This is a genomic window from Vibrio sp. SCSIO 43132 (assembly GCF_019904195.1).
Taxonomy (GTDB): domain Bacteria; phylum Pseudomonadota; class Gammaproteobacteria; order Enterobacterales; family Vibrionaceae; genus Vibrio; species Vibrio nigripulchritudo.
The window spans coordinates 2,378,802-2,397,182 of sequence record NZ_CP063199.1; the positions used below are offsets into that span (position 1 = coordinate 2,378,802).

General features: G+C 45.7%; 15 protein-coding genes. 7 read left to right on the forward strand and 8 right to left on the reverse strand.

Going from position 1 to position 18,381, the window contains the following annotated elements; genetic code table 11:
• Positions 1-2: 2 nt before the first annotated feature.
• A complete protein-coding gene (locus INR79_RS10605; RefSeq protein WP_223094098.1) occupies positions 3-917 on the reverse strand; it encodes an alpha/beta fold hydrolase in 915 nt (304 codons plus the stop codon).
• Positions 918-1,042: 125 nt separating this feature from the next.
• Between INR79_RS10605 and INR79_RS10610 the strand changes: the two genes are divergently transcribed.
• The gene (locus INR79_RS10610) at positions 1,043-1,819 is read left to right on the forward strand and encodes a helix-turn-helix domain-containing protein (RefSeq protein ID WP_223094100.1); all 777 of its coding nucleotides are present in this window, start codon (positions 1,043-1,045) and stop codon (positions 1,817-1,819) included.
• Between the two features lie 80 nt (positions 1,820-1,899).
• Here the strand turns inward: INR79_RS10610 and INR79_RS10615 are convergent, their stop codons facing one another.
• From INR79_RS10615 to INR79_RS10625, 3 genes are all read right to left on the reverse strand, one after another.
• The gene (locus INR79_RS10615) at positions 1,900-2,463 is read right to left on the reverse strand and encodes a hypothetical protein (RefSeq protein WP_223094102.1); all 564 of its coding nucleotides are present in this window, start codon (positions 2,461-2,463) and stop codon (positions 1,900-1,902) included.
• Positions 2,460-3,014, reverse strand: a complete 555-nt coding sequence (locus tag INR79_RS10620) for a sigma-70 family RNA polymerase sigma factor (RefSeq protein ID WP_223094104.1) — start codon at positions 3,012-3,014, stop codon at positions 2,460-2,462. The genes INR79_RS10615 and INR79_RS10620 overlap by 4 nt, the downstream gene beginning before the upstream one ends.
• Positions 3,015-3,106: 92 nt before the next feature.
• Positions 3,107-4,804, reverse strand: a complete 1,698-nt coding sequence (locus INR79_RS10625) for a vWA domain-containing protein (protein ID WP_223094106.1) — start codon at positions 4,802-4,804, stop codon at positions 3,107-3,109.
• Positions 4,805-5,059: 255 nt separating this feature from the next.
• On the opposite strand from INR79_RS10625, the gene INR79_RS10630 reads away from it, so the two are divergent.
• Positions 5,060-5,953, forward strand: a complete 894-nt coding sequence (locus tag INR79_RS10630) for a bile acid:sodium symporter family protein (protein WP_022550896.1) — start codon at positions 5,060-5,062, stop codon at positions 5,951-5,953.
• Positions 5,954-6,019: 66 nt separating this feature from the next.
• Here INR79_RS10630 and INR79_RS10635 read toward each other — a convergent pair whose 3' ends face one another.
• Positions 6,020-6,550: a 3'-5' exonuclease gene (locus INR79_RS10635; protein ID WP_004408289.1), complete on the reverse strand. Its 531-nt coding sequence runs from the start codon at positions 6,548-6,550 to the stop codon at positions 6,020-6,022.
• A 122-nt stretch (positions 6,551-6,672) separates the two neighbouring features.
• The gene (locus tag INR79_RS10640; protein WP_223094108.1) at positions 6,673-8,220 is read right to left on the reverse strand and encodes a sensor domain-containing diguanylate cyclase; all 1,548 of its coding nucleotides are present in this window, start codon (positions 8,218-8,220) and stop codon (positions 6,673-6,675) included.
• Between the two features lie 337 nt (positions 8,221-8,557).
• Between INR79_RS10640 and INR79_RS10645 the strand changes: the two genes are divergently transcribed.
• The 4 genes from INR79_RS10645 to INR79_RS10660 all read left to right on the forward strand — a co-directional run bounded on the left by INR79_RS10645 (position 8,558) and on the right by INR79_RS10660 (position 15,033).
• Positions 8,558-9,190 (forward strand): DUF2760 domain-containing protein, encoded by a 633-nt coding sequence (locus tag INR79_RS10645; RefSeq protein ID WP_223094110.1) that lies wholly within the window; start codon positions 8,558-8,560, stop codon positions 9,188-9,190.
• Positions 9,190-11,109: an Hsp70 family protein gene (locus tag INR79_RS10650; protein ID WP_223094112.1), complete on the forward strand. Its 1,920-nt coding sequence runs from the start codon at positions 9,190-9,192 to the stop codon at positions 11,107-11,109. The genes INR79_RS10645 and INR79_RS10650 overlap by 1 nt, the downstream gene beginning before the upstream one ends.
• A gap of 91 nt (positions 11,110-11,200) precedes the next feature.
• Positions 11,201-14,008: an Hsp70 family protein gene (locus INR79_RS10655; RefSeq protein ID WP_223094113.1), complete on the forward strand. Its 2,808-nt coding sequence runs from the start codon at positions 11,201-11,203 to the stop codon at positions 14,006-14,008.
• A gap of 149 nt (positions 14,009-14,157) precedes the next feature.
• Positions 14,158-15,033 carry a 6-pyruvoyl trahydropterin synthase family protein gene (locus INR79_RS10660; protein WP_223094115.1) on the forward strand — a complete coding sequence of 292 codons (876 nt, stop codon included), beginning with the start codon at positions 14,158-14,160 and terminating at the stop codon, positions 15,031-15,033.
• A gap of 109 nt (positions 15,034-15,142) precedes the next feature.
• On the opposite strand, the gene INR79_RS10665 is transcribed toward INR79_RS10660, so the two are convergent.
• Complete coding sequence (locus INR79_RS10665) at positions 15,143-15,463, reverse strand: heavy metal-binding domain-containing protein (protein WP_004408273.1); 321 nt, start codon at positions 15,461-15,463, stop codon at positions 15,143-15,145.
• A 322-nt stretch (positions 15,464-15,785) separates the two neighbouring features.
• Between INR79_RS10665 and INR79_RS10670 the strand changes: the two genes are divergently transcribed.
• A complete protein-coding gene (locus INR79_RS10670; RefSeq protein WP_223094117.1) occupies positions 15,786-17,684 on the forward strand; it encodes a PhoX family protein in 1,899 nt (632 codons plus the stop codon).
• 54 nt (positions 17,685-17,738) lie between these two features.
• On the opposite strand, the gene INR79_RS10675 is transcribed toward INR79_RS10670, so the two are convergent.
• Positions 17,739-18,380 (reverse strand): DUF6796 family protein, encoded by a 642-nt coding sequence (locus INR79_RS10675; protein ID WP_223094119.1) that lies wholly within the window; start codon positions 18,378-18,380, stop codon positions 17,739-17,741.
• Position 18,381: the final 1 nt, after the last annotated feature.

Here is an 18,381-nt window from a genome sequence, read left to right on the forward strand (position 1 = left end):
ACTCACTCTAATTGATTCAAAAATTGTGACACTTTGTCGATGTAGACTTCCGGTTGGTCATGATGAACATACGTCAGAGATCCTGTCACTGAAGTAAATTTAGCGTTGGAGAAGATAGATAATAGCCTTCGCCCCAGAGATTCAGGGAACAATGTTTCATCGTCCGTTGCCCAGACTATAGATACGGGTTTGTCAAAACCTCTAAGCGCATTTGCGGCTGCCAGAGTATAGTCTGTTGACCACCCATTTACGACCTTTTTAAAATCATTACGTATCATTTTATTGTTAATAAAATTAAAGACATACTGATGATACACCTCTTCTTTGGTCAAACTATTCGACAGTAGCCCGAGCACCAGAATAGAAGTAAGTAAGGGCTTAATTCGGAACAACTGAGCCATCAAAGATAAATAACCGGGAACGTGAATTAGCTTAGGTAATGTCGAAAACTGATCTGGTGGAAACACGTCAAACGCATCACAGTTACTTAAGATCATTGCCAAGACTCGTTCGGGGTACTTTGCGGTAAATATCTGACCGTAGGCACCACCGGTATCATTTCCGACGAGTACGACCGAATCGAGATTTAGCGCATCGAGAAACTGGGTCAATATCTGGCATATACCGTCAGGAGATAAATCTGCCGATTGGTTCAATGGGATGGCATGCCCGCCAAAGGGTAAATCCGGCGCGATACAGCGATATGTTTTGGAAAGCTCTGGCAGCACCTTTCGCCAGTTATTGCTGTTTGCTAAAGCGCCATGCAAAAACAGCAACACTTTTCCCTGACCAACATCTTTGTATCTGATCGTCCCACACTCTAATACAGCCTCTTTAAAGCACTCCTCATGCTTTGCAGCTCTGGTTGTCGCTGTTTCTTCTCCCTGAACTTTATGCAATGACTTGGTTTCTTCCATATGTGCTCTCCTGACCATTGTGCGATGTCTTCACATTAATCAGGAAACCCTTTGAATACTTGTAAGAACTGGCTATCTTAAAAATCAGTAAGATGGTGCGATCTTCAGGTGTAAAGGAGTCTAGTTTGCAGGCGAATCGGTTTTATTTAGGCGATCATTACTCGGTATTCACTGGATTCCTCAGTGACATCCCTCTCCACAAACATACCACTGGTGCGGTATGCATTTCTTTAGGCGCATCAATGAAGATCGGTGAGCAAGACCAAAATGAACCAGTGGAAACCAAAAGTGTGTTTGTTCCGCAAAACCATATGGCGTCTTTTCAGTTTTCATCTCAGCCTGTGCTGATCTTTTGCTTTGAGGTAGAAAGTCACTTTTATGAGCAGTTTCAAGCTCACAATCAATACTCCCTAGACAGAATTTCAGCCCATCTTGATAGCGAATCCGAATTGATTCAGTTTGCCAAGCAACTGACATCTGAAGACAATTACCGAAGAGAAAACACAACTCCTTTATGCCAGATTCTTGCTTCGGTCACACCCGTTCAGAATGCTCCCCAAGTTGTCGAACCGCGGTTAATCCAGGTAGTTAGAGAAATTGATAACAACCTTGAAGACAATCAAGAACTGGATCAGCTCGCGGAGCTTGTACACCTTTCTCCCGGAAGATTGGGGCACATTTTCAGAGAGCACACTGGCATGCCAATAAGACGATATCGGATCTGGCGGCGTTTACGGAAAGTGATAGAGCTTTACGTTGCAGGAAAATCGATGACAGAAGCGGCTATTGAAGCCGGGTTTAGTGACTCGTCCCATTTCAGTTCAAGCTGTAAAAAGCTGCTTGGTCTCTCTCCTTCCCAGATTCTGCACTCGGAAAATAAAATCGAACTCTATACAGGCTAGTAATGCCAATCGTAATAAGTAGTTGGTATAAAAGAAAAGCCAGCAATCATGCTGGCTTACTATCATAAACAGACTGGTCATCAATCTGACTCTAGCAGAGCTTTCAAATGCTCTGGTAGCTGGTCTTTCAGTTCTGGTTGTTCTTCCAATAACAGCGACAATGCCTTTCGCGCTTCGTCTGCTTTCCCTGCTTTAAGCAGCATTTCAATTTTCAAGAACGGAGACGTTTCAGTGTGCGATTCCAAAACTTCCGCCATCATACGCTGCGAAGATTCTGGTTTCTTAGGCAATGACTTCAGAAAAGATTGCGGTTGTTCGGGAACATCGGCTGCAGGAGCGGCTTCCGGTGTAAGGTCATATCTCTCTTCTATCATAAGAGAATCATCCATCATGGACTCGACTTCCAATGATTCGTGGACGGTATCATCTACCCATTTCCACGGGGCTAACAAAGTTACAAATACAACACTTGCCGCTACCGCCAATACGGGCTTCCAGTTCCATGTAGATTTCACCACCTGATCACGATTCGATGATTTATTGGCGTAATTTAAGATAGCATCGTCGATTTCGGGAGAAGGCTGCTCGTTCGCACTTTGTTTGTAGAGCGCTTCTATTTCCTCATCTTTAATTGGTGATGTCATAGATTGCTCCCCAGTTTGCGAGTCAGGCAGTCTCTCAGCTGATTCATGGCATAACGTAGACGCGTTTTTACCGCTTCAGCTTTGGCGTCCACAATTTCACAGATCTGATTTGCCGAAAAGCCCGCTTCATTTTTGAGCAGAAAAGCTTCGCGCTGTAGGGGTGCCAACTGTTCCATGCAGTGCTTCAAAGCGGACTGTTTTCGTTGAGTCAGAGTATTTTCATCCAGATGAATGGTGTCATCCTGCTCGACTTGATTAAGATAGGCATCTTCAGAAAGCTTCTTTCTGTGTTCATCAATAACCATATTGTGAGCAATTCGATAGAGCCAGGTAGTAAATTTGGCTGTCACTTCATAGCTAACGCGAGTGTCAATCACACGGAACCAGACGTCCTGAAATAGCTCTTCAGCCCTTGCTTTGTGCTGCGCACCCAATTGTCGAACGAAATAGCGATACAACGACCCTTTATGCCGTTGATAAAGTTCAGCAAAGGCGGGTTGTTCGCCTTTGCTGAATCGGAGCATCAGTTGCTCGTCTGTAAGTTGATCCATTCAGAATTTGCCACTAACAAGATTCGAATTAATACAGAATCTTAGCCCAGTTTTACACCCAAGTAACCTTAAGATACTGGATAGAATGCAAGTTAAAGCGCCTCGGCAATTTCAACAAGGCGGACAAACTCACCTCGGTAGTTAAATGGGTCGGCACCTTTGTTGGCATTCGCTACCTTCACAATGTCTTCATAGCCGTAGCTGGATAAGTAGTTGTTGTCTTTCAACTTCTGAGCGAATGCAGCGACGGCAGAAGCAAACTGAAAGTCTGAACTCGCCTGAGAAAATTCCGCTTTGATATCCTTCATCAGCACCGTATCTTTCACCAAAATGCTATCGTTTTTGCCGGGCAGTTTATAACGAACTTTCACTTGAACCAGTTCATCTTTTAGAGAGTCACTACTTGGTTTGCTCTGATTCGACTGATAGCGTAAATTGTCAATCTGCCCTTTAGAACCGGCCAGTGTTAGCTCATATAACGCAGTAACAGTATGCCCCGCTCCAATTTCGCCAGCATCGACTGCATCGTTATTAAAGTCTTCATCTTTAAGCAAACGATTCTGATACCCGATAAGACGATACTCTTTGACGTTAGCTGGATTAAACTCCACCTGAATTTTAACGTCATGAGCAATGCTCTGAAGCGTTCCACTCATCTGGCGTAACAGAACTTTTTTCGCTTCATGTAACGTATCAATGTACGCATGGTTCCCGTCACCCACGTTGGCAAGTTGCTCCATAAGAGCATCGTTGTAGTTGCCACGACCAAAGCCCAAAGTGGTGAGAGAAACGCCGTTTTTTCTTTCTTTAGTGATCAACTCTTTGAGTGTGTCCATATTGGTTTCACCCACGTTGAAATCACCATCTGTCGCCAAAATGACTCGATTGATTCCACCTTTGATAAAGCCTTTCTGAGCTTGCTGATAAGCCATTTTGATTCCGCTTTCACCATAGGTGCCACCACCAGCTTGTAGCTGTTTTAGCGCATTCAAAATTTCTTGTTTGTTGTCTCCTGACGTTGGTTCTAGAACCACAGCGGATTGACCAGCATAAGTAACCAGGCTGACTTTGTCGTTCTTACCCAGTTCTTTCGTCATCATGGAAAGGCTTTGCACTAAAAGCGGTAACTTGTTTGGCTCTCCCATTGAGCCAGAAACGTCTATCAGAAACACAAAATTGGATGATTTTCGCTCCGATTTAGGTATGTCATACCCTTTCATGGCGATTCTTAGCAGCTTTCTTTCGACATTCCATGGTGAAGGTGCGACTTCAGACTGAACTGAAAAAGGCTGACTTTGGTTATCCGGCGTATTGTATTGATAGTCAAAGTAGTTAATGAATGCTTCTTCTCGAATGGCATCCGAAGGCGGCTTCTGCCCCATATTCAGGTAGCTACGTACATTTGCATAGCTTCCTGTGTCCACATCTATTGAGAAGGTAGAAAGAGGCGATGTCGCTACCTGTACAACGCCGTTACTTGGGGAATCAAGGTAGTTGTCGCGATTCTCTGCATTAGGGAAAGGTTCTAGCATTGGCATTGGTCGAGCGATCATCGTTTTTGCCATGCGATTGCTGGGGGCAGCAAAAGCAACCTCGCCTCCTTGTATGGACTCCAGAAGAACCAAACTCATGTCTTCCACTTCTATTTCTGGTTTTGGTGACTGAGTGGAATCTTGTATCTGCACTTCATTCGAGACCTCTTCGACACGAGGGTTATCGACACTTTCTGTGCACGCTGTAACTAACCCTAATGCGATAGCGACGGATAAATAGCTCTTTGTTAGTTTCATTTTTTTGTCCTGCTGTTTTTGCTTGTTTCTCCTATAAACGGATGAATTGGGAAAAGGGGTGAAAAAATTAATAAAAAAATTCGATTGTTTTAAATTTTCTTTTATTACAATGATTTATAAATAAATTAAATATCAAAACAATTCGTTTGACGCAGCATCGATCTCAAAAACTCCCTCACATAATAAAAATCCTATTAAAAACTCGTAAGATAAATTAAACGAGTAAACTCACCCTTTAAAAAAGGTATAAAAACTATGGATTTGGCGCAGTGGGTATCGCAGGTCGCGTTACCAGTTTGTTTGGCTTTAATGATGTTTGCTATGGGAATTAGCCTGACAGTCAAAGACTTTACGCGAGTGATTAAGCACCCAAAGGCATTTGGGTTAGGAGTTGGATTACAACTTTTGGTCTTGCCATTGCTGGCTTGGCTATTAATCTGGCTATTCGGGATGTTTGTTTCGGTTCCGCTCATTGTCGCGAGTGGATTGATCATTCTTGCTGCCTGCCCGGGCGGCGCGACATCTAACGTCATCTCACATCTAGCCGGAGGCAATGGCGCACTTTCCATTAGCATGACTGCAATCGTCAGTTTACTGACTCCGTTTATTTTGCCTGTCACACTCGCGTTTCAATTAGCCCTTCTCAATGACAGTCAGGATACGCCACTATCATTACCTGTCGCTAAAACGCTGATGCAGCTGATCGTGATCACCGTAATTCCAGTTGTTATCGCGATGACACTAAGAGCCAAGTTCCCAAAATGGGCACAGAGAAACGAAAAACGAATAAGCAAAGCCTCAACCATATTGTTTCTGTTGATGGTCTTGTCACTCACTGCGGTCAATTGGAACAAGCTCTTCGATTCTGGATGGTTGGTTGCAGCAATGTGCTTGAGCTTGAGTGTGATAGCGATGCTGGTGTCTTACTGGGTTAGCAATCAAGCTAAGTTAGAAGATTCGAACCAGCTTACACTAATGATTGAAACCAGCGTGCAGAATGCAGGAACGGGGATGTTCATTGCCTTAGCACTTTTACAATCGCCACCTCTCGCAACCGTTCCTCTTATGTATGGATTACTAATGAATATCCCTGCTATTACGTTGATCTTGTACGGGCGTATGAGAACACCTTCTATGGCGACTTCCTAGCTATATACTCAAGTAACCTCAAGATCAAAAAGAGGCGCATCAAGCGCCTCTTTGCATTTCTTTTTCTTAAAGCATAACCAACGCAAGCTTGGCTAAATTGTAGGCATCGACAAAGCCAGAATGCTGCCTTCCTTCCCACTCTATGCCTTTCTCTTCCTGAGCGGCTTTATGACCAATACGTTTGTCTTTCAGACGATTCTGAACCCGATATAAGGTTGCAAGGTTGATGAATTCTTTAAAAGGTAAATCAATCTCTTTAGATTCACATTCTGCTTTCAGAATAAGATCATCACGCCCCCAGGATGCGTAAATTTTGTTGGCACCACCAAAGTTTTTCACCATGGACTGAATTACATCCGCAAGCGGGCGACCCTGCTTTTCGATTTTACGCGGGGTGATTCCCGTTAACTCACTACAGAAAAGCGAGATCTCATCTTGTTCCGGCTTGACGTAGTATTGCGCGCGTTTGACCACCTCACCTTTCTGAAGGTCTATTTCCGCCAGCCCCACTTCAATGATCTCACCTGTTGTGCCAACACCATCAGTGTTCCAGCAGCACATTTCTAAATCAAAGCAGACAACGCGGTTGTGGTTCATTCTTAGCCTTAAGGGTTGCAAAACGTCAGGGGCGGCATTTTATACTTAAGTCGCTTTAAAATGCTAGGTTCAGAGCCGGAGATGAGAGCCTTATGCTTATAGTTCCATCAAGTAGCATCAGATCAAGCAACATCAGAAACAGAAACGCAATTGCGCCCTGCTTGCTTACTTTCATACATCAAACCGTCGACGGCTTTCATCAGTTCTTCACCATTTTCGTCGGTTCTCGGTTTTGCTCCAACACTCAACGTAATGTCAATCTGATGAGGGGAGCATTCGACCGGAGACGACGCCACTTTGCGAATTAGCCGGTTTAAGTAAGCGGAAAGAATACTGGAGTTGGTATCGTAGGTAAGAATACAAAACTCATCACCTCCTACTCGGGCAAAGAAATCACCTTCATTCAGTTCTTCACTGATAATACTGGCAACGTGTTGAAGGGCTTTGTCACCAGCAGCATGCCCATAGCGATCATTGATGACTTTAAATTTATCAATATCAAAACCCACCAAGCTGAAAGGTTCTTCTTTTTCCAGCATGGTTGCGAATAGAGAATTGAAAGCACGGCGATTGTAGATTCCTGTGAGCGTATCGTGTTCTACCAGATAACGCAGTTCACGGGTTTGCTCATCCACTTTTTGCGCCAGACGATATTTCTCTTTTGAAATCATGTTCACCACGAAAGCAGCCAGCAAACCAACCACCAAACCACATAGGGCAATGCTCGCTAACGTCCATTTATCATTAGCGGTCATTGGCGCCAACAAGCGAAACTTCAAAATCCACTCACGATTTTGCAGGCTAATGGTTTTGCGAATTTTTAACCCTTCGGTCTCAGACCAACCGGTACTTGAGAACAGAATAGGATCATCTTCCGCGTCAAACCCAATGTCTTTTACCTGAATAACCAATTCCTGCTCGGCTGCGGTTCTTAACATCAGGTTTTCAAAATATCGAGTGGTACGTACGACACCAACCATAACGCCCAGCAGGCTGTCATCCTGATGAGAAAAAACCGGGTGATAAACCAGCATTCCCGTTTTTTCAAGCCCTCTGTCTTCTCCATCCTGTAAGAGACGAATCTTATCTGAAATATTGGAATCACCCGTTTTGGTTATGTCTTCCAGAATCAGGCGAAAACGATCTCTGGATGAGTAAAAGCCTATCAATTTGGTGTTGCGAGGGCTTCTGGGATAAATGTCGGAAACAATGTAGGCATCCTCACCTTCAGGGAGAATAAAACCATATTGTTTGGGCTGATCTTTCGGAATCGTGTGGAGCTGGAAATCGGGATATTGCTTTCTGACCTGAGCTATATGTTCTTCAAGATTCTCTTTCGAAACTTTCGGCATCCACTGCAAACCAATCAAGCTTGAAGAATCCTGGATCACCTCTTCAGCAAAGATGGGAAATTGTCCCCAGTTTTCAGGTTCAACAGAGTGAAAGAAGTTCGCGGCAGCACCAATGAAGTCGATGTCTTTTTCGACCAAAACCTTAAGCATCTGGCTTTGGCGCTCGGCTAAATTGTCAAAAATTCGGAAGGTATGATTTTGTTGGCTTATGGCAGCAAGGTAAACGAAGAATAAAGTCACAAAGAGAATGACCCCCAACGTCAGCCAGGGCAAAGCACTCTTTTTCGGTTTTTGTTGTCTCTGTGTACTCAATGGCATAAACGCCTCGCAAGCCTGTTTCTACATTGCTCAACCCTGCGCTACTGATCGTTCGCTAAGCAACAATTATCCTATCACACACATATACAGAATGAAGTATCGAAAATAGATTAGCGCCCTGCCAGCCTATTTTGAGATGTAACAAGTTATTACATAGCGCAAAAATTCAGCTACTGCGTTTTTTTTCGGGCATTTATGCCATATTTCTTCCTGCCCGCACCCTTGAATATGTTACAGTTCGACCCAATTTTTCCGCTATATCTCTGCATTTCGGTGACAAAAGTTTCACACTGTATCTATTGCTGGAATGCCTATCGTTTATATAGAGAATTTCATTATGAACTTTGACATCAATTTAGTTCCCCAAACTTTCGACATGCTGCACACAGGCTTAGCAGCATCCAGTGTTCTTCTTCTCCTTATTGCCGTTGGTCGTAAGTCTAAAGTTATTGAGAAGGTGGTTGAAAAACCTGTCGAGAAGATCGTTGAAGTAGAAAAGCCGGTTGAGAAAATTATCGAAGTCGAGAAAGTCGTCGAAGTCGAAAAAGTCATTGAGAAAGTCGTCGAGGTTGAATCTAAACTTGCCACTGCTTCTACAGACTCTGCTATGCAGTTACTTTCTATCATGCAACAAGAAGCGCGCTTGATAGACTTCCTGAAAGAAGACCTGACATCGTTCTCTGATGAAGAAGTGGGCGCTGCGGCTCGTGTAATTCATACTGGCGGTCAAAAAGTGCTTAACGATTACGTGACGCTTTCTCACGTTCGTAGCGAAGACGAAGAAACACGCATCTCAGTTGAAGAAGGTTTCAACCCTCAAGAAGTTCGCCTGACTGGCAACGTAACTGGTAATGCGCCATTCAATGGCACACTGGTACACAAAGGCTGGAAAGCCGATTCCATGAACTTGCCCAAACTGGCAGAAAACTACGATGCTTCTATTATTGCTCCAGCAGAGGTAGAGCTATAATGGAACACCAATCTCAGCCAGTTAATAACGAACAACCTGCATTCAGTGTTGGCATCGACTTAGGCACCACGCACTGTGTTCTGTCTTATGTCAACACGCTAGATGAAGACGCACGCGTTCAGGTAATGCCTATTCCTCAGCTTACCGCTCCGGGCACAGTTGAAAACCGTAACCAATTGGGTTCTTTCTTGTACCAGCCACACGAACATGAGATGAACTCATCATCTCGCGTGTTGCCTTGGTCTTCTGAACCAAAAGCCTTAGTGGGTGCTATTGCACGTAACTTGGGTTCTAAAACCCCAATTCGATTGATCGGAAGCGCAAAATCCTGGTTGTGCCACGGTGGTGTAAACCGTCGTGATGCTTTCTTGCCTGCAGGCAGCCCAGAAGAAGTCGAAAAAGCGTCTCCACTTCGCGCGACAGAACTTTATCTGGAGCATTTGAAAGACGCTTGGAATCATGCCAACCCAAATCACCCCCTTGCCGATCAAGAAGTAACGATTACCGTTCCTGCTTCGTTTGACCCTGCCGCTCGTGACTTAACAGCGGAAGCGGCTCGTAACGTTGGCTTTGTTCACCTGACTTTGCTGGAAGAGCCTCAGGCGGCGCTATACAACTGGATCGACAACAGCAACGATGCTTGGCGTGATGAAGTAAACGTTGGCGATGTGGTACTGGTTGTTGATGTGGGCGGTGGTACTACCGACTTATCTTTGGTCGAAGTGACTGAAGAAGATGGCAACCTAACACTTAACCGTGTTGCTGTTGGCGAGCATATTCTGCTTGGCGGTGACAACATGGATCTGGCGCTGGCTTACCGCTTAAAAATGAAACTTGCTCAGGAAGGGAAAGATCTTCAACCTTGGCAAGTTCAGGCGATGACACACGCCTGTCGTGATGCCAAAGAAGCCCTATTGAACGACTCTGAACTGCAATCGGTACCGATTGTGGTGCCAAGCCGTGGTTCAAAGCTGCTTGGCGCAACACTAAAGACAGAATTGACTCAAGAAGAAGTACAGCAGACTCTGGTGGATGGCTTCTTCCCGAAAGTGGCTATTACTGATCACCCAGTTCAGAAAACCCGTGGTGCACTGACCCAAATGGGTCTGCCTTATGCACAAGATGCAGGCATTACTCGTCATATTGCGGCTTTCCTTTCAAAGCAAGCAAATGCGCTTAAAGAAGGTAACCCTGAGCCCACTCAGGAATTCAACCCATTTGCCAATATGCCTGGTATGCCTGGTGGCGAACAGGCACCGTCAGCTGACTTTATCAAACCCACTGTTATCCTGTTTAACGGCGGCGTTTTAAAATCAGAATTGCTGGCAGAACGACTGGAAGAAACCATCAATGAATGGCTGATCGAAGCCGACTCAGATTACGCAAAACGTTTGACTGGCGTCGATTTGGATCTAGCTGTTGCGAGTGGCGCGTCCTACTACGGCGCGGTACGTCGTGGGCAAGGCGTTCGAATTCGCGGCGGTATTGCTTCGAGCTATTATGTGGGTATCGAAAGTGCTATGCCAGCGATTCCGGGTATGGCGCCTCCAATGGAAGCTTTGTGTGTCGCGCCTTTTGGTATGGAAGAAGGTTCAAGTGTTCAGGTACCAAGTCAGGAGTTTGGTTTGATCATCGGTCAGCCTGTGAACTTCCAGTTCTTTGGTTCTACCGTTCGCCGTGAAGATGAAGCGGGTACACACCTTGATCACTGGGCACCAGAAGAGCTGGAAGAACTGCCTGAAATTCAGGTGACGTTGCCCGTTTCAGAAGGTCGACGCGAAGGCGAAGTGGTGCCAGTTACCCTTGCTTCTCGTGTAACAGAACTGGGCACGCTCTACCTAGAAGCCATTGCCGCCGACAACGGTCAAAAATGGCATGTTGAATTCGATGTCCGTGAAGACAGTAATTCAACAGAATAAAGCGAATAATAATATTAGATAGACGGCATCCAGAAGGATGCCGTTATTCACTCAGACGCCTGAGTAATCAATCAACGGAAGGTTTTGTTATATGGCATCTCCTCGTTTCCTCGTCGGGATAGATTTAGGAACGACCAATACCGTCGTCGCATTCTGTGAAATCACCGACAACCTAGAACAATCCGAAGTCAACCTATTCGATATCGACCAGCTTATTGGTCCGGGCGAAGTGGTTCGCAAACCGCTACTCCCCTCTTTTCGTTATCATCCAGCCGAAGGACAAATAGCCCTTTCCGATCTCACATTGCCATGGGAACCTCAACCTGTAGACGGTGACGTACCCAATACCATAGTGGGTGAATGGGCTCGTGAACTAGGGGCAAAAGTAGAAGGTCGGCAGGTATCAAGTGCCAAGAGTTGGTTATCACACCAAGCGGTTGATCGCCGCTCGGAAATACTGCCATGGGCAGGTGCATCCGATGTTGAGAAAGTCTCGCCACTGATTGCGAGTGCCAGTTACCTGAATCACATTCGCCAGTCTTGGAACCACCGAAATCCGGGTAATAAACTGGAAGATCAGGATGTGGTAGTCACGGTTCCTGCTTCGTTCGACGAAACCGCGCGCAAGCTGACGCTCGAAGCCGCTGAATTGGCGGGTCTTAAAAAAATTGTTCTATTGGAAGAGCCACAAGCTGTCTGCTATGACTGGTACGCTCGTCATCAAAAGACAGCTTCAGAAGAACTCAAACACCTCCCGCTGATCTTGGTGTGTGATGTGGGTGGCGGTACAACCGATTTGAGTTTGATTGAAGCGAAGTTTGAATCCGACGAGCTTTCACTGGACCGAATTGGCGTGGGTGAACACCTCATGCTGGGCGGTGACAATCTCGATTTGGCGCTCGCACACTTAGCTGAGCAACGTTTTAATCAGACCAAAAAACTGAATGCCGCAAGCCTCACAAAGCTGATTCAGCAAACCCGAAAAGCCAAAGAGAACCTGCTTTCAGCCAATGCACCAGAAGACGTCAAAATTACCATGCTGGGCAGTGGTTCTAAACTACTGGGCGGTACCAAAAGTGTTCAGTTGAGCAAACAAGAAGTTCATCAGATCGCCCTGGATGGCTTTTTCCCGCTTTCTGATTTTTCGCAAACGCCTGACAAAAGACGAAGTGCGGTTGTCGAATTTGGGCTTCCCTACGTAGCCGACCCTGCCGTCAGCAAACATGTGGCGGAGTTTCTAACTCAACATCAGCAAGTATCTCACGCAGCATTAAATAACGAAGACAAAGATCAACCAGCCATTCCTGTTGGGCTCTTGCTTAATGGGGGTGTTTTCAATAGTGAGTTGGTAACGGAACGCATCACGCAGCTTTTAGAAACCTGGAAAGGCTCGCCAATCACCGTGTTGGATAACCCTCACCCTGACTGGTCAGTCGCATTGGGGGCGGTAGCTTTCGGTAAAGCTCGCCGAGGGGCACAACTTAAAATTGGCGGCGGTGCTGCACGTTCTTACTTCTTGCACCTGCAAGAGAAAAACAAAATGGGCAAGGCGCTCTGTTTGCTCGCAAAAGGTACAGAAGAAGGTCACGAGATTCGCCTAAGTGGTCGACGTTTCTCCCTCACACTGGGTGAACCCGTTCGTTTCAACTTGCTGACATCTACCCAAGACTCACTTGGTAACAACACCGCCATTCAAAACGGCGCCATGGCAGACATCGACCCAGATTTATTCAAACCGTTGCCGCCTTACATCTCGACTCTCGAAGGCGATGGCGCAGAGCTGCATGCTAACCAAAAAGAGCGAGTTGAAGTCCAACTTGCCTGTCAGCTTACCGAAGTCGGCACTTTGAAAATGGAGTGCGTCAGTACGGAAGATGAAAGTAAGCGTTGGGAACTGGAATTTGAAGTTCGAAATCAGCAAGCGGAAGAGCAAGAAGAAGCCAAGCTCAACCCCAGGCTGAATGAATGTAAAGAACTGATCACTCGAATATACAGCGCAAACAAGAAAAGCGCCGACTCGAAAGAGATCAAAACGCTGCCTAAAGATCTGGAAAAGAAATTAGGCAAGCGCGAGGAATGGGACTTCCCTACTCTTCGACAGCTTTTCGATGCCTTTTCACAAGGTCGGAAACGTCGAAGACGCTCTGAACAACATGAGAAAAACTGGCTGCGACTAGCAGGATTTACCTTAAGACCGGGCTTTGGTGATGCTACCGATTCATGGCGAGTCGAGCAGATTTGGAGCCTCTATCAGCAAGGGATTCAGTTTAAAAACCACCAAGGCTGGACAGACTGGTGGGTTTTCTGGCGTCGCGTCGCTGGAGGGCTCAATCAAGAACAACAGGAAACGATCCTGGCCGACATTGCTAAATATCTGCATCCGGGAGCAATGAAAAACCCTCAGTCGGCGAAAGCCGCGCAAAACATGGGTTACGAGTCAATGGTGCGCCTTTCAGCTTCTCTCGAAAACCTCGATGTGGAAGACAAAGTACTGCTATCCACTTGGTATTTGAGCAAAGCAATCAACCACACACAGTTCGAACAAGCGCACTGGTGGGCGTTGGGAAGGCTCGCTTCTCGTACGCCTTTGTATGGCAGTCAGCACAATGTTGTGCCTCGCGAACAGGTTGAGCAATGGCTACCTAAGTTGCTGGATTTGGACTGGCATAAGGAACCAATGATCCCATTTGCAGTCGTCATGATGTGTCGTAAAACCGGTGACCGCTTATTTGATGTTTCCGATGATTACCGTGAGCAGGTACTGGAAAAACTCAAGCAGAGTAAAGTGCCTGATTCGTGGGTGTCTCTAGTGGAAGAAGTGAAAGAGCTGTCGCAAAGCGAATCGAAACGCGTGTTTGGTGACGCCTTGCCAAGTGGTTTGACTTTGGTTTCAAAATAGCCCGATTGGTTGGACTAAAATCGCCGCAGTCACCTTTTCACAAAGAATATCGTGTTACAAAGAATATCGTGTAAGAAGTGATGTTCCTTGCGGCGAATTTCAGTATTATACGCACACTGAAAATCACTCCCTAATTCGTGAGGTAATCCTTGAACCTATTTGTTAAGAATCTGACCGTCATTGATTCGTCTTACCTATGTGAAAAACGCGGTATGGTCGGAGACAGTTGGATTGTCGACGTATCACTGACTGGTGATCTAAATGAAATGAGCATGATTTTAGATTTCGGGAAAGTGAAAAAAATCATCAAGGAACTCATTGATGAACATGTCGATCACAAACTGATCGTGCCTGCATCAAACCCAAATATTGAATATTCAGAGACCCAACCGGGTTACACCAAGCTGGGCTTTTTACGTGGTGAACAAACGCTTCACCTGAACTGCCCGAACAGCGCTTACTGCTTTATCGAAACATCAGAAATCGATAACCGCGCGCTGACTGCTCACATCTATCAGGTTTTGAAGCAGTATTTGCCGAACAATGTCAGCGATATCGATATCACTTTGCGTCATGAAGATATTAAAGAGCATTACTATCACTACACTCACGGATTGAAAAAGCACGATGGTAACTGTCAGCGAATTGCACACGGGCACCGCTCTACTCTTGAAATCTACGTGAATGATGAAAGAGACTCCAAGAGAGAGGAAGACTTCTGTGAACGCTGGAAAGACATTTATCTGGGCTCGCAAGAAGATAAAGTAAGCATCGCGTCTTTGGGTTTCATTGCTCAAGAAAACCTAGTGAGTGACGATTCCCACTACGCGTTTATGTACTCCACCAGCCAGGGCGACTATGAATTGATCATTTCGAAGGAAGTGACGGAAATCATCGATACCGATACCACGGTTGAGTTGCTGGCTCAATTTATACAGAAAGAAGTGAAGAAGACGCTTAACTCAGAAGACTCACTAAGCGTTGTAGCTTATGAAGGTGTAGGGAAAGGCGCTAAAGTTTTTTAGAAGCCGTGACCCTAGTATTTCACTTCAAAGCCTTTTGAAACGACAAAGCCAGCGCACTAGACGCTGGCTTTTTAATGATATTAGTTCTGATGAATTTGCTCAGATTTAGTTATTCAGGTTTGATCTTAACTGCTGTACCAAATACCAGAATTTCTGATGACCCATCCATAATGGAACTGGTGGTGAATCGAATGCCTACTATCGCATCGGCGTTGAGATCTCGAGCTTGCTGGACTAATCGTTCAATCGCCGTATCTCGGGATTCCGATAGCATTTCAGTGTAACCTTTCAGCTCTCCACCAACGATGCCTTTCAAGCCAGCCATAATATCTCGACCAATGTGTTTAGACTGAACAACGTTCCCCGTCACAACACCGACCACTTCCTGAATCTCTTTACCCGGTATGGTTTCTGTCGTAGTAAAAATCATAGGTTACTCTCCTTCTCTGAATCTGCCTCATTCGAGACAGTAAAAATGTTGTTCTAAAAGATAGAAAAGAAACGGTAACTACTCTTTCACGAATTTATCATTATTTATTTCAATAAGATAGTAGAAACCAAAACCCCAACAGTTTAATCAACAGCTCACGCTTGTTATAACATCACAAAAATAACAGGTTACACAATAGCATCAGAAAAATGTAAAGAATCTGACACGCTAGCTTTTCAAACTGAACCTCAGTTCCAGAAACATCCGCAATTAAAACACATAAGGATGAACTGGCGATGAAGACACTAAGAAGGAAAGCAAAGTGAGCAAGTTTACCCAACATCACGATCAACGCACTCTGGATAAAGAACCGGAATTCAATAATTTCATAGAAGCCGCCCTCTCACGCCGTCGATTTTTAAAGGCGACAGGAGCCGCTGGTACGGTGGGATTCTTTGCCGCTACACCACTGAGCCAGGCGGTAGCTAAAGCCGCATCTGCTCCCTCTGACAAAATGGGTTTCAATGCGATTACCATTTCAACCGCAGACACCATCGAAGTGCCTCAAGGCTATCAGGCGGATGTACTGGTTTCCTGGGGAGACCCTATCTTCAAGAATGCACCAGCGTTCAGCCAGAAAGCCGATTCAAAAGCTCAGGAAATGCAGTTTGGCGATAACAACGATGGCATGACGTTTTTCCCGCTGTCAGACACACGCGCCGTGCTTGCTGTAAACAACGAGTACACCAACAACGAATACCTTTATGAACATCAGGGCAAAAACATTTCTGCCGATGACGCACGCAAGGCGCAAGCGGCTCACGGAGTTTCGATTGTCGAACTGGTCAAAAAAGACGGCAAATGGCAGATCAATATTGAAGGTCGACTAAACCGCCGTATTACCGCTTTTACCGAAATGGAGATGACCGGTCCTGCCGCAGGACATGATCTTCTAAAAACCGCTGCCGATAAATCGGGTAAGAAGATTCTCGGAACATTTAACAACTGTGCGAACGGACAAACGCCATGGGGCACCTACCTGACTTGTGAAGAGAACTTTAATGGCTACTTTGCATCAAGTGTAGAGACCAAGCTGGGCAGTACATACAAGCGTTATGGCTTGAAAGACAAAGATTGGGGATACGATTGGTTCAAGCATGACGAGCGTTTCGATCTGGGTAAGCATCCGAATGAACCACACCGCTTTGGCTGGGTAGTAGAAATCGATCCAATGAACCCTAATTCCACACCGAAAAAACGCAGCGCACTGGGTCGCTTTAAGCATGAAAATGCGGCATTGACCGTGAATGACGACGGTCACGTAGTGGTTTACTTAGGTGACGATGAACGTGGCGAGCACCTGTACAAATTTGTCTCTAAAAACAAATACAAACCGGGTGCGGACTCTAACCGAGATCTGCTAGAAGAAGGCACTTTGTACGTTGCTAAATTTGACGGTAAGGAAGGTGAACTGGGTGGAAAGGGTCAATGGCTTGAGCTGACCTGGGGCAAAAATGGTCTGACACCAGAGAACGGCTTTCCCGATGCCGCATCTGTGATGATCTTCGCTCGAATGGCGGCAACTCAGGTGGGTGGTACCACCATGGACCGCCCTGAATGGGTCGCGGTTCATGCTGATCAGAAATCCGTTTTCTGCACATTAACAAACAACAAATACCGTGGTGTTCGCGAAAACCAGCCCGTCAACGTAGCGAACCCTCGCGTGAAAAACCCATACGGTCATATTGTTCGCTGGCGTCCGACAAATGGGGATCACACCGCAAACACCTTCGACTGGGACATTTATGTTCTGGCGGGCAACCCTGAAATGCATGAGTCTGGATTGATGGCAGGATCAGACAACATCAACAAGGACAATATGTTTAACAGCCCAGATGGCATAGGCTTTGACTTAGCAGGCAGGCTTTGGATTCAGACCGATGGCAAATACTCCAATAAAGGAGACTTTGCAGGGATGGGCAACAACCAGATGTTGTGTGGTGATACAGAAACTGGGGAAATTCGCCGTTTTCTAACCGGTCCGATTGCCTGTGAGATAACAGGGCTTACCTTTACGCCAGACTACAAAACCATGTTTGTTGGTGTTCAGCACCCAGGTGAAGATCTTGCTCCTTCTCACTTCCCAGATGGCGGAAACAGTATTCCACGTTCATCGGTTATTGCTATTACCCGAAAAGATGGCGGTGTGATTGGGGCGTAATCCCGCCCTCCTAACAGTAAAGCCCTGCATAGCAGGGCTTTGTCTCTTATATCCTCAAGCAGTGGCTTGTTCAGCAACGTATTGTTTGTTTCCCTTCCATACTGCAATAAAGAAGATAAACATCATAATGTTATACCAGCCTCCCCCAATAATAATTGAGAACGGCTGTACCATGACATCCATCAGAATGGAGCCAAGAAGCATCATTGGAAGTGGAGAGAAAAATACGACTTTCCGAGAGAGTAAGCTTTGCCTGCGCAGAACCATATAGCTAAATAGCAGGGACGCCAAAGCAAACATTCCAAATATGACAAACAGATAAATAACACTGATATCCCAACTACGAAGAAGTGCTTCCTCGCTCAGCTTTCCAACGACCCCAATATGAGTGAACTGGCTGTGGTAAGCCCCACCAATAACAATGGCTAACCCAAAAATCGCGAATACAGCATTACGCATTTTGCCCGCATCCAATTTCAGGAAGACACCAATAAACCCAAAGAGATACAAGAAAGCAGCGACCGGACCGACGAAGCCACCCCAGAATAACCGCGCATCACTGACTTCCGTCATGACGAGGAGAATCGCTACAGGAGAATCTGCAAGGGGCTCGGTTGTAAAATACAGAAGCATATCACCAACATACATGAGAACAGCCCCCATCATTCCTAGCAGAAGATACGTTGATCCTTTCATT

What these genes read in the sequence shown, in the direction of transcription:
- INR79_RS10605 (WP_223094098.1), bottom strand. Translation starts at nt 917, where the DNA reads ATGGAAGAAACCAAGTCATTGCATAAAGTTCAGGGAGAAGAAACAGCG.
- INR79_RS10615 (WP_223094102.1), bottom strand. Translation starts at nt 2,463, where the DNA reads ATGACATCACCAATTAAAGATGAGGAAATAGAAGCGCTCTACAAACAA.
- INR79_RS10620 (WP_223094104.1), bottom strand. Translation starts at nt 3,014, where the DNA reads ATGGATCAACTTACAGACGAGCAACTGATGCTCCGATTCAGCAAAGGC.
- INR79_RS10625 (WP_223094106.1), bottom strand. Translation starts at nt 4,804, where the DNA reads ATGAAACTAACAAAGAGCTATTTATCCGTCGCTATCGCATTAGGGTTA.
- INR79_RS10630 (WP_022550896.1), top strand. Translation starts at nt 5,060, where the DNA reads ATGGATTTGGCGCAGTGGGTATCGCAGGTCGCGTTACCAGTTTGTTTG.
- INR79_RS10635 (WP_004408289.1), bottom strand. Translation starts at nt 6,550, where the DNA reads ATGAACCACAACCGCGTTGTCTGCTTTGATTTAGAAATGTGCTGCTGG.
- INR79_RS10640 (WP_223094108.1), bottom strand. Translation starts at nt 8,220, where the DNA reads ATGCCATTGAGTACACAGAGACAACAAAAACCGAAAAAGAGTGCTTTG.
- INR79_RS10645 (WP_223094110.1), top strand. Translation starts at nt 8,558, where the DNA reads ATGAACTTTGACATCAATTTAGTTCCCCAAACTTTCGACATGCTGCAC.
- INR79_RS10650 (WP_223094112.1), top strand. Translation starts at nt 9,190, where the DNA reads ATGGAACACCAATCTCAGCCAGTTAATAACGAACAACCTGCATTCAGT.
- INR79_RS10655 (WP_223094113.1), top strand. Translation starts at nt 11,201, where the DNA reads ATGGCATCTCCTCGTTTCCTCGTCGGGATAGATTTAGGAACGACCAAT.
- INR79_RS10665 (WP_004408273.1), bottom strand. Translation starts at nt 15,463, where the DNA reads ATGATTTTTACTACGACAGAAACCATACCGGGTAAAGAGATTCAGGAA.
- INR79_RS10675 (WP_223094119.1), bottom strand. Translation starts at nt 18,380, where the DNA reads ATGAAAGGATCAACGTATCTTCTGCTAGGAATGATGGGGGCTGTTCTC.